Source organism: Leeuwenhoekiella sp. A16 (genome assembly GCF_047946675.1).
GTDB lineage: Bacteria > Bacteroidota > Bacteroidia > Flavobacteriales > Flavobacteriaceae > Leeuwenhoekiella.
On record NZ_CP172313.1, the window covers coordinates 654,010 to 665,617 of the forward strand.

Sequence of the window (11,608 nt, forward strand, 5' to 3'; positions counted from 1 at the left end):
GATGTTAAGTATCAATAGTTTAACACCTCCTTAATATAGCTGTGCTATACTATCTCCTAATTTTACTTGAATTTAAGCATCAAGTAATGAAATTACCCATAACGCTTTTTATAGCTGTATTTTTTCTCAATTCCTGTAAGAATAATGCTAATAATCATCAGGATCAAAGTACAGCCTATGCAGAGCCGGTGCAAACCCAGGCAGTAGATGGCTACAAAAGAGCCTATTTCGCCAGCGGTTGTTTTTGGTGCGTAGAAGCGGTTTTTGAAAGCCTCAAGGGGGTAAAAGAAGCAGTAAGTGGTTATAGCGGTGGCTCCGAAAAAAACCCTACATACAATCAGGTAAGTTACGGGAAGACAGGGCATGCAGAATCTGTAGAAGTTTTTTATGACCCCAAAGTTATTGATTATCAAACACTTGTAGACGTATTCTTTGGCTCGCAAGATCCTACTACTCCTAACAGACAGGGACCCGATAAAGGAAGACAATATCGTTCTATTGCATTTTATCAAAACGAAGAGGAAAAAGAAATTATACAGAACACGATTGACAGACTCAATAAAACTACCTACGATGGCGAGATAGTTACAGAGGTGGTTCCTTTTCAAAAATTTTGGAAAGCAGAAGATTATCATCAAAATTATGAACAACATAATCCTGACAATCCATACATTCAAAATGTGTCAATACCCAGAATAAATAGATTTAAAGCTAAATTTCCAGAACTTTTAAAAGACAACGCTTCTCTACATGAGTAAAATTCCTCAAATAGCAATTATCCTTTTTGCCCTCACAACTCAGGCGCAACAGGATTTCTCTAAATATAAATGGAGAAACAGAATTCTGCTTTTTACTACAACTTCACTAGATAATGAGGATTTTAAAAAACAATGGGAATCTTTTTTAGATAAGCCAAAAAAATTAGAAGATCGCAATTTGTTGCTTTTTGTCTTATGCAAGGGCCGTATTTATGATCATGAACTAAAACCAGTTTCACATTTTGATGTAGCTGCTTTACGCAAATTATATAGTCTGCCTGCCACTCATGAAGAAGTAGTTCTCATTGGGAAGGATGGTGGTTCTAAATTCAAAAAATCTTATGTATTTGATAGCGCTCTCGTTTTTGAGAATATTGACAAAATGCCAATGAGACAAAGAGAAATGCGGGAAAATATAGACGACTAATATTGAGCATATAAAGCTATTTTTTAACGTTTCAGCCCGATTTTCATATCAATTCGGGCGTTTTTATTTCCAAAAAGGAGTTATTTCTTAACCTACATCAATAGAATTCGCAGTATTTTCTACTAATTTGTTCCAAACAAAAAAATAATTATGACAACAGATCAACCTTTATTACAATCATATAAACTTGGAGATTTAACTTTAAAAAACCGTCTGGTAATGGCTCCTATGACCAGGAGTCGTGCAGACAATGCAGACAGTGCCCCTACAGATATTCATGTAGAATATTATACTCAGCGCGCGAGTGCCGGTTTAATAATTACAGAAGGTTCTCAGGTATCTAAAAGAGCTGTAGGATATGTACATACAGGAGGTATTCATAATCAGGCACAAATAGATGGCTGGAAAAGAGTAGTTAAAAGCGTTCATGATGCTGGTGGCAAAATTTTTATTCAATTATGGCACGTGGGGAGAATTTCGCACCCAGATTTTCATAATGGTAAATTACCTTTAGCCCCAAGTGCAGTAAATCCTAATGCGCAATCTTATACGCCTGAAGGTTTTAAAGATACAGTTACTCCCAAGGCGATGAGCCTTGAAGAAATTGAAGAAACACAACAGGAATTTGTTCAGGCCGCAAAAAATGCTAAAGAAGCAGGTTTTGATGGTATAGAGATACATTCTTCAAACGGTTATTTATTTCATCAGTTCTTTAACACACTTGCTAACTTACGCGAAGATCAATATGGCGGCAGTATAGAAAATAGAACCAGATTCTTTTTTGAAACTTTAGATAAGGTTAAAGAAGTATGGCCAGAAAATAGAATTGGTATAAGACTAAACCCATCTCTTAATGGCACCTTTGGAATAGAAGGAACAGAAGAAACGATGCCTACCTTTGATTATATAGTTGAAAAACTAAATGCTTATAATCTATCATATTTACATTTATCTGAACCTTTTACAGATGTTAGTGCGATCCCCTTTTTAGAAAGTCACATTGCTAAAAGATACAGACCTATCTATAACGGTACGCTTATGATAAATGGAAATTTTGATCAGGAAAAAGGTAATGCGGTCATAGAAGCCGGAGAGGCAGATCTTGTTGCATTTGGTAAACTTTATATTTCTAACCCAGATCTAGCAGAACGCTTTGCCGCTAATGCAAATGTGGCAGCATGGGATCAGGATACCTTCTATACGCAGGGAACAAAAGGTTATACAGATTATCCCACCTACAAAGAACAAATGCAAAAAGCTTAAAGTATTCACAAGCTACACATAAATTTGTTTAATATTAACACATTATAATTAAACAATATATAATTTAGGGTCACTTAACTTTGACCCTTTTTTTATGCTTCATTTTTCCACAAACGATTTAGAAGGCCTCCCATCCAGATACAGAGCACATTTTATAAATTCCTGTACTGGTTTTAAGTCGGCTAATCTCATAGCTACTAAATCAAGTGATGACATTACTAATGTAGCAGTCTTTAGTTCTGTAACTCATCTGGGTAGTCATCCTGCACTTTTGGGTTTTGTGCTTCGGCCTAATACTGTAGAGAGGAATACGTATGACAACATTAAAAAGACTAACTTTTTTACAGTTAATCACATTAACCAGAATATTATTAAAGATGCGCACCAGACCTCTGCCAAATATGAAGGTCATGTATCTGAGTTTGATAAAATAGATCTGGATGAAGAATATCTTCATGGTTTTAGAGCTCCTTACGTAAAACAGAGCAGGATAAAACTTGGCTGCAGCTATGTCAATGAGTATTATCTAAAAGAGAACAACTGTCATTTCATCATAGGAGCCATTGAGCACATTTATATAGATAGAGCGATTCAGGCAGAAGATGGCTGGTTAAACTTAGAAAAAGCACATACGGTATGTGTCGCTGGTCTTGACGGTTATGCCCTACCGCAAATTCTCAACAGATTTACTTATGCAGAACCAGGTACTCAGGTTCAATCTATCTCTACAGACGGCTCTTAGTAAGAAAAGACGCTGAGCTTTTATGACTACAGCTAACCTATTGATAAGAAATCACTCTAAAAGCAAAAGAATTCTTAACAATCTGGCTAAAAATGCTAAAGAACGCCCAATTTTCTAAATTTTCCTGTTAAACCCTGTTAAGTAATCTTATCACATTTGAGAGTATCACTATATTTAATTAACTAATCAACAAAAACTATTTGACATGAGAGATATTATTTCGCTCATCATAGTCCTGCTTATTATAGGATGGCTGGTGGGATATTTTGGCTTCGGCGATGCCGTAGGAAGTTTAATTCACATTTTGCTAGTTCTTGCAGTAATAGGAATTCTTTATCGTCTGGCAACGGGGAGAAGACCTTAAATCAAACAAAAATTAATACTAACCTAAATTAAAACTACAATGAGAAGATTATTTTTAACCTTATTTACAGCTGGTCTTTTAGCAACAAGTTTCACCAGCTGCAGAGAAACAAACAACGCAGCAGATGATGTAGAGGATGCAGTAGATGATGCTGGAGACGCAGTTGAAGATGCAGTAGATTAAATTAGAAATAAAAAACCCGAAAAACCCGCTTCTTAGGCGGGTTTTTTGCTTTAAATACCCGATATTTTATGTGGAATCTGGATGATAAAACTGCTCTCGTTACAGGTGGAACAAAGGGAATAGGCCGCGCAATCGTAAAAGAGCTTCTTTCGCTTAAAGCGAAAGTGATATTTACGGCACGCAATAATGATGATATTCTCGCTTTTGAGAAGGAACTGCTAAATCAGGACCTCATCGCCTATGGTTTTTGTGGAGATGTGTCAAAAGAAGAAGATCTTAATAAGCTGGCGAACTTTGTTTCCCACAAGTTTGAAAAACTCGATATCCTGGTAAATAATGCGGGAATCAACATCAGGAAGAATGCTACAGCATATACCTCTGCAGAATATAGAAAAGTATTAGAAATTAATCTTATCGCTCCTTTTGAGTTAAGCCGAAAATTATACCCGCTTCTAAAGAAATCAGGAAAAGCTTCTGTAATTAATATCGCTTCTGTAGCGGCAAATCAGGATGTAAAAAGCGGTGCGCCTTACGGAATGGCAAAATCAGGATTGTTACAGCAAACACGAAGTCTGGCAGCAGAATGGGCTATAGATAACATCAGAGTGAATGCCGTTTCTCCCTGGTACACAGAAACGCCGTTGACAGAAGCTGTTTTTAATCAAAAAGACAGACTTGCTCATATAATCTCCAGAACACCTATGCAACGCGTAGCACAACCAGAAGAAATGGCGGGCGCCGTTGCATTTCTCGCCATGGATAAAGCATCTTATATAACAGGACAAAACCTTGTTGTTGATGGCGGCATAAGTATTTCTGCGTTATAAATCGTCTATTTATAACCCTGTGCCTGTAATTCAAAAAGCTCTGAGTACAACTTGGGTTCCTGCATAAGTTCATGATGAGTTCCCGTTTCAAGAATTTTGCCGTGCTCCAGAACCACAATACGATCTGCCATACGCACTGTACTAAAACGATGCGAGATTATTATGCTGGTTTTACCTTCAGTTAAGCCGATAAAACGCTCAAAAACCTCATATTCTGCTTTCGCGTCAAGCGCGGAAGTTGGCTCATCGAGTACCATAACTTTAGCATCTTTCATATAAGCTCGTGCCAAGGCCACTTTTTGCCATTGGCCGCCAGATAATTCCTGACCTTTTTTAAAGCGTTTCCCCAATTGTTGATCATAGCCTTTCTTAAATTGATCAACCACTTCTGATGCCAGACTTAGCTGTGCGGCACTGTCAATTTTACCCTGATCTTTAATCGCGTTTATGTCGCCTATGGCAATATTTTCACGCAGCGTAAATTCATATTTAAAGAAATCCTGAAAGATCACACCAAACATTTGCTGGTAATCCTGTTTTCTAAATCTATTTATATTGATACCATCAAGTAGTATTGCTCCTTCTGTAGGCTCATAAAACCGCAACATAAGTTTGATCAATGTTGTTTTACCCGCCCCATTTTGACCTACAAAAGCCATTTTTTCTCCTGCTTTAAGCGAAAAAGTAACCCCTTTAAGTACTTTTTTGGTGCTTCCGGGGTACGCAAAATGAAGATCGATTACTTCAAAGCCACTTTTAATTTTGGTAGGTAAATCGAGATATTCAAGGTCTTTATCTTCGACCTTTAAGTCTATAAAATCAAAATAATCTTTTAGATATAAAGCACTTTCGGTAATACGTGTAAAATTTGAAAAGAAGGTCTGTAAACTATTTCGCAACCTATTGAAAGAAGCAGAGAGAAATGTAAGTTCACCTATGGTTATTTCACCTACAAGAACACTGCGAATTATCACGATATAAGCAGCGTAGTAACAAATTACTCCCAGCGCATTAAAGCCGGCACTGTAAGTACTGCGCTTGATAGTAAGATCTTTATTGATCTTATAATATTGCTTGCTTAAATTACGAAAACGACTAGCTACAAAATCAACAAGACCAAATAATTTGATCTCTTTTGCAGTTTTATCGTTTGCACCTATGTACCGCAGATAATCGAGCTCACGACGCTCTGTTGTCCAGCTGCGCGAAATAGAATACCGCTGCCCGCTAAACTTGATCTCATTAATAAAAAGTGGAATAATACTTAGAGCCAGTAAAATTATAAGAAGCGGTTCAAAATATATTAAACCTGCGATTAAGGTAATTATAGAAATAACACTTTGTGCCTGGCCCAGCGCATTGCTCATTAAACTTACTCTGCCTTGCGTTTGCTGTCTGGCACGCTCAAGTTTGTCGTAAAACTCAGAATCTTCTAGCTGACTAATATCAATCTCGCTGGTTTTTCTTATCATCGTTTCAGATGACTTGATGTTATACAAATCCCCCAGTAAACCATCTGTAATAGAGATCAGCCTATTGATCAAATCTGAAATAATAGCAATCGAAAATTCAAGAATTACATAATTCCAAAGCTGTGTATAGTCTGGTGTAGTAGCCGCAATTTGCGCAATGATCTCATCTATAATTAATTTACCTACCCACAGAATGATTACGGGAGCAAATGCATTTATAAGTCTGCAGATTAGATTGACGAGAAATAGTGTTGCATTGGTATTCCAAACCTCTTTAAAGAATCGCGGTATATATCGCAACGCCTGAAACGAAGCTCTAATATTGGTGCTTTTCTTATCTTTTATACTGTCTAATGCCATTATTTAGCCTTTGTTCAAAATTAATCCAATTTCTTGTGGAAACATTGAGCTTGATGAAGTGTTCTCAAATAAGTTAGAAAGGCAAAGTCTCAACGCAAAAATGGATCTCGCCATTAAGCTTCATAAGAAATGTAAACAGGTTTTCTATTGTAGATCAAGACAAGTATAAAACTGAAGATGGAGCAGCCAAAAACTATATAGAACAGCGGCACAATACTTACAGTAACAAATCTGGTCACTAAAATACTGGCCAAAGAACCAAATATCATACTCAAACTACCCACTAAAGCAGAAGCACTGCCCGCCTGAACAGTGAAAGGATGTAAAGCCAGTGTGGTCACATTAGGATTTTGAAAACCGATGAGAAAAAGCATTAAAAACAGAACAGGATAGACAACCCAGAATTCTACAGCAATAAGATTAGATATTAGTCCTACCACGGTTACAATAGTTAGAAGAATTGTAGTCGTAAGTGTTATTTTCAATAAAGAGAATCGGCGTAATACTAGCCTGTTTAACTGACTTCCTAAGATCAAGCCAAATGCGTTACCGCCAAATATCCACCCAAAATGTTGCTCACTCATACCAAAATATTCAATAAAAAGAAATGGAGCGCTGGAGACATATGCTAATAGTGCACCTATTGTAAAACCACGAGCCATTGAGAAAATAAAGAACTCTCTATTTTTTAAAATGGAAATATACTCGAGAACCACAGCTTTAGGATGCAGGCTTGTAGAGCGATTAGGCTTTACACTTTCTGGCAGAATAAATGTGACATTAAATAACATGATCGCTGCAAAACTGGCAAGTATAAAGAATACTGCTTCCCAGTTAAAAAAACCAATTACTATCCCTCCTACTGTAGGCGCAATTATAGGCGCAACTCCCATAATAAGCATGAGCGTAGAAAGTACATCTGCCACTTGCTTCTTATCAAACAGGTCACGTACCATTGCCTTAGAAGCTACCATCCCAGATGATGCTCCCAGAGCCATAAAAAAGCGGGTAATTATAAGTACGTACAAGTTCCAGCTAAATGCAGCAATAAGCGCTGAAATGATATATAAACTCAGCCCTACAATGAGCGGTTTTCTACGACCATAACGATCCATTAGCGGGCCGTATGCCAATTGACCCAGCGCAATACCAATAAAGTAACTTGTTAAAGTAAGCCCTACCCTGCTAATATCTACATCAAACTCTTCTGCGACACTGGCAAAACCCGGCAAATACATATCAATTGAAAAGGGACCTATGGCAATTAAGGTTCCCAGAACAAGTACAATAACATTTTTAGATTTAGTTGTGTAGCGGTGCGTCATAGACAATTTATAAAACGCAAAATTAGAACAGCTACACGTAAACTGACTTTAAAAAGTGTTATTAATATGGTAAAAATCGGCTATTAAAGCAGCAAAATCGGCGATATTAAAGCGAAAAAATGACAGATTGATAACTACTGAATATCAATTATTTACAATAAATATATGAAGTTTAAACAGGCCTTAAAGAGATATTTCAGTTTAACTCTAAAAAAGAACCCGCTCCTTTTTGAAGAGCGGGTTTAAATAGTCAAAAAATCACATCTATTTATCAGGCCAATGCCGGTAGAATTTTAAAAAGCATATTGTACTCCTGTAGTAAATACTTCCTGTGCTTTTAACTGAACCCCATTTAAATCCTGATAAAGAGGATAAGCTAACTCAACTGAAAAACGCAGATCTTTAAGACAGCCTTTAGGGACGAAGAAATTTGCACCAAGACCTAAATTAACGTACGTTCCGCCAGAATTTGCGGTATCTGCTGTACTTACCATCATGGGGTTTAAAGCAGGATTGCTGCCTGAGATCTCATCTACTATAACACCTTCAGCACGCAGCGATAAACTCATCACATCTGTTGCTTTGTAGCTATACCAAGAGTTTAACCGGTAATTATTCCCCAGCGTATAACCATTGTCATTTTCGCCAAAGCGAATAGTACTCTTTGCTTGGGCACCAAAAGAAGTTGCCTGCCATTGTTTAAGAAATGTCAAACCGAACAGACCATCATATGTACCGCTGCCTATTTGCATTGCATATGGCATAACCATCTTCATACCCATAGACATAGGAGTCACACCTTTTTCGTCAATACTTCCTGTGGGTAATGAAATTCCTGCCTGAAGATGCATTTTTGTAGTTCCTGCTTCCAGAAATTTGTAGAGCGCAGAAACCTGCACATCTCCCCAGCCATTGCTTGCTGTAGTAAAATTGGCTCCCATTACCGTTAAATGCTTCATAGAACTTTCGCTGTACATCCCCATCGCCATTAAAGTAACACGATTAGTGGGTGCATACATCAAGCATAACATATGCATGTGCATAGGCATGCGTGTAGGTGTCACCATGTATTTATCATTTGGTTTTAAAGCAGATATAAAAGAGGCATCATCGCTACCCCTTTTAAGATCATGCATATCCATATACATATAGCGGTAAGAAAGCATAAACTCTCCTTTGCCGTGCGTGTGATCTCCCATTATTGATATGGGCGCATGCGCATCTGGTCTATTGCCGTTCCATTTATTTTCTGTTATTGTTACTTGAGCGCAGAGGCTTGCTGTTGCACATAGAGTAAGTGCAACGAATATATTTTTCATTGTTTTAATTTTAATTATACAGTTTTAAGGCTATTAGAGAATAGTCCTTGTTTTAAGCTAAAGTGTATAATTGTACTTTGGGTGGTGGGTACGGAATATCACAAAATCTGGATTGGTAACAAAATGCATTCTTCCAGTTCTCTGTTTTAAAATCAAAAGTCCAAACTAATGGAATTTCATAATGTGTTTTTTGGAAATAAAGCGGAATAAATGAATCCAAAACAACAGCACGCGTTGTACCCTTGTCTGAAGTATCCTGAGATAAATTAAGTTGTTGGGCTAAATGACACTTGCCGTTACAATGTAGTTCGGGCTTCGCCTTATTAACACAGTATTTTTCAACAATTACATCAATATTTAGCTGAAAATAAACAATATACCCGGCTTGATAAACAGGTCGTAAAGTAAAGGTGAGGAGTAGTATTAATGCAAAAAGACGATGCAATCTTTTAATTTTTGCAAAGATATCATGATTTCTCAAGAATACGTAGCAAAATCGCAATTCCTATTTCATTAAAAACCAGAAACATTTGTACATTTACGTACACCAATTGCTATTAAAATGAAAAAATTAGTCCTAATCCTATCACTTGCCACGGTATTTGTTGCATGTAAAACTGAAAATAAAGACGGTATGGCAACATCTGACGCGAGTACAGAAATGCCAAAAGATGATATGAGCAGTGAGCAACAAGAAGCCTGGAAAATCGCTGAAGCTTACGGCGCAGAAGACTGGGATAAAGTGAAAGAAATAAAATTCACATTTAACGTAGATCGTGGCGAGAATCATATGGAGCGTTCCTGGACGTGGAACCCTCAAACTAAAGATATCACCATGAAAGCCGGTGACGACACCGTAAACTATAACCGCAATGATATGGATAGTCTGGCAGTAACTTCAGACAAGGGTTTTATCAATGATTCATATTGGTTGCTTGCACCTTTACATCTGGTTTGGGACGATGTAAAAATTACAGTTCAGGACACGGCAACTGCACCTATTAGCAAAGATATGATGCATAAGATCACGCTCACATACGGTGGCGATGCTGGTGGTTACACCCCGGGTGACGCTTATGATATGTTTTATGGTGATGATTATGTGGTTAAAGAATGGATCTACAGAAGCGGCAATAGTCCACAGCCTTCTATGATGACAACATGGGAAGATTATGAAGATATTGACGGCATAAAAGTCGCAAAAACACACAAAGGCCCAGATGGTGATTTTAAACTATATTTTACTAATGTCGCGATAGAAACAGAATAATACACTTAAAGTTTTATCTCCACTTAAAAATAACTTCAACTTTAAAACCCCGGCGAGCCGGGGTTTTTTATTTTCGCTTAAGCGAAAGAGCAATTAGACCCGCCAAAACAGCAAAACACAGCAGGGCAATAAAACTGCTTTTAAGACTGAAGGTTTCGGCTAAAAAACCTAAAAAAACAGGTCCTAAAAGCATTCCTGTAAAACCAGTTCCTGAAATAAAACTTACACCTTCTGCTGCCGCAACGCCGGGTAGATTTCCGCTATAGCGTAATAATTCTGGTACCATCACAGAAAAACCCAGCCCCACAAGGCCAAAACCTGCTATAGCAGTCCAAATATCAGCCGTTAAAACCAATGCAAATCCCACTGCCGCTAAGGAAGCGCCGGTAACAAGAATTACTTTTGAACCGTATTTTGCGCTTATACCATCACCATAGAAACGACCAAAAGCCATAGCCGCATTAAAAACAGTATATCCTAAACCAAATAAGGAAGCAGCTGCTAGAGTAACTTTTTCCAGATAAAGCGCACTCCAGTCTACGATCGCACCTTCTGATGCCATGATTAAAACTCCTATTATGCCCAGACCTATAAGCGGTCTTATATTTTTTAGCTTAAAAACAGATTCCTGTTCTTGCACAGGAGCAATGATCGTTATGTAATTTTTGATCAAAAAGTAATTTACCACGATCATAATTACCGATATGATTATAATATGAGTTAAGGCATTAGGCATCACAGGCATTAAAAAAGTACCTATCCCCGCTCCTACCATTCCGCCCAGACTAAAAAAGCCATGTGCGGCAGACATAAAATGTACACCGTCTTTTTTTTCGATTTCAGTTACGAGAGTATTCATAGAGACATCAAGCATGCCTCCACAGGCGCCCACACAAAATAGGGCAACACATAAACCCACATAACCGCTCACCGCAAATGGCCCTATAAAACTGATGCAAAAGGCAAAAACACCTACAGCAGTCATTTTGCCCACCCCATATTTATTAATTAATCTAGGGATAAAAGGTAACATGCTAAGGGTTCCTAATGCTATAAAGAGTACAGCAAAGCCTAACTCACCTTCAGACACATTAAGATTCTTTGTGATCCTGGGTATGTAGATCGCCCAGGTACCAAACACAATATTGAGGGTTGCAAATATAATTGCAGGTGACAGATACCTGCGACTGCTCGCGATCAATTTGAGTGCCTTCATATCTGCAAATTACAGATATAAACTCACGCCACACGGAATATTTGAGACTTTTAAAACTATTTTAATTCCTATTTTTGTTAGC

The 11,608-nt window shown here is 37.6% G+C and carries 12 protein-coding genes; 8 read left to right on the forward strand and 4 right to left on the reverse strand.

Annotated features, from left to right (window positions below):
• Positions 1-86: 86 nt before the first annotated feature.
• The 7 genes from msrA to ACH3O9_RS02820 all read left to right on the forward strand — a co-directional run bounded on the left by msrA (position 87) and on the right by ACH3O9_RS02820 (position 4,564).
• Positions 87-758 carry a peptide-methionine (S)-S-oxide reductase MsrA gene (msrA, locus tag ACH3O9_RS02790; RefSeq protein ID WP_416444171.1) on the forward strand — a complete coding sequence of 224 codons (672 nt, stop codon included), beginning with the start codon at positions 87-89 and terminating at the stop codon, positions 756-758.
• On the forward strand, positions 751-1,185 hold the full coding sequence (locus tag ACH3O9_RS02795) for a DUF4174 domain-containing protein (RefSeq protein ID WP_416444173.1): 435 nt from the start codon (positions 751-753) through the stop codon (positions 1,183-1,185). Before msrA ends, ACH3O9_RS02795 begins: the two co-directional genes overlap by 8 nt.
• 150 nt (positions 1,186-1,335) lie before the next feature.
• Positions 1,336-2,448, forward strand: coding sequence for an alkene reductase (locus ACH3O9_RS02800; protein WP_416444175.1), 1,113 nt, complete (start codon positions 1,336-1,338; stop codon positions 2,446-2,448).
• A gap of 94 nt (positions 2,449-2,542) precedes the next feature.
• The gene (locus ACH3O9_RS02805; protein WP_416444177.1) at positions 2,543-3,190 is read left to right on the forward strand and encodes a flavin reductase family protein; all 648 of its coding nucleotides are present in this window, start codon (positions 2,543-2,545) and stop codon (positions 3,188-3,190) included.
• A 205-nt stretch (positions 3,191-3,395) separates the two neighbouring features.
• Complete coding sequence (locus ACH3O9_RS02810; protein ID WP_416444179.1) at positions 3,396-3,554, forward strand: lmo0937 family membrane protein; 159 nt, start codon at positions 3,396-3,398, stop codon at positions 3,552-3,554.
• A gap of 39 nt (positions 3,555-3,593) precedes the next feature.
• Positions 3,594-3,737 carry a hypothetical protein gene (locus ACH3O9_RS02815; protein WP_416444181.1) on the forward strand — a complete coding sequence of 48 codons (144 nt, stop codon included), beginning with the start codon at positions 3,594-3,596 and terminating at the stop codon, positions 3,735-3,737.
• A gap of 68 nt (positions 3,738-3,805) precedes the next feature.
• On the forward strand, positions 3,806-4,564 hold the full coding sequence (locus tag ACH3O9_RS02820; RefSeq protein WP_416444183.1) for an SDR family oxidoreductase: 759 nt from the start codon (positions 3,806-3,808) through the stop codon (positions 4,562-4,564).
• A 5-nt stretch (positions 4,565-4,569) separates the two neighbouring features.
• On the opposite strand, the gene ACH3O9_RS02825 is transcribed toward ACH3O9_RS02820, so the two are convergent.
• The 3 genes from ACH3O9_RS02825 to ACH3O9_RS02835 form a co-directional block, all read right to left on the reverse strand.
• The gene (locus ACH3O9_RS02825; RefSeq protein WP_416444185.1) at positions 4,570-6,396 is read right to left on the reverse strand and encodes an ABC transporter ATP-binding protein; all 1,827 of its coding nucleotides are present in this window, start codon (positions 6,394-6,396) and stop codon (positions 4,570-4,572) included.
• Positions 6,397-6,509: 113 nt separating this feature from the next.
• Positions 6,510-7,721 carry a multidrug effflux MFS transporter gene (locus ACH3O9_RS02830; RefSeq protein ID WP_416444187.1) on the reverse strand — a complete coding sequence of 404 codons (1,212 nt, stop codon included), beginning with the start codon at positions 7,719-7,721 and terminating at the stop codon, positions 6,510-6,512.
• A gap of 293 nt (positions 7,722-8,014) precedes the next feature.
• Positions 8,015-9,040 (reverse strand): transporter, encoded by a 1,026-nt coding sequence (locus ACH3O9_RS02835; RefSeq protein ID WP_416444189.1) that lies wholly within the window; start codon positions 9,038-9,040, stop codon positions 8,015-8,017.
• A 562-nt stretch (positions 9,041-9,602) separates the two neighbouring features.
• On the opposite strand from ACH3O9_RS02835, the gene ACH3O9_RS02840 reads away from it, so the two are divergent.
• Entirely contained in the window at positions 9,603-10,310 is a 708-nt protein-coding gene (locus ACH3O9_RS02840) for a hypothetical protein (protein WP_416444191.1), read from the forward strand.
• A 67-nt stretch (positions 10,311-10,377) separates the two neighbouring features.
• On the opposite strand, the gene ACH3O9_RS02845 is transcribed toward ACH3O9_RS02840, so the two are convergent.
• Positions 10,378-11,526, reverse strand: a complete 1,149-nt coding sequence (locus tag ACH3O9_RS02845) for an MFS transporter (protein WP_416444193.1) — start codon at positions 11,524-11,526, stop codon at positions 10,378-10,380.
• Positions 11,527-11,608 lie beyond the last annotated feature (82 nt).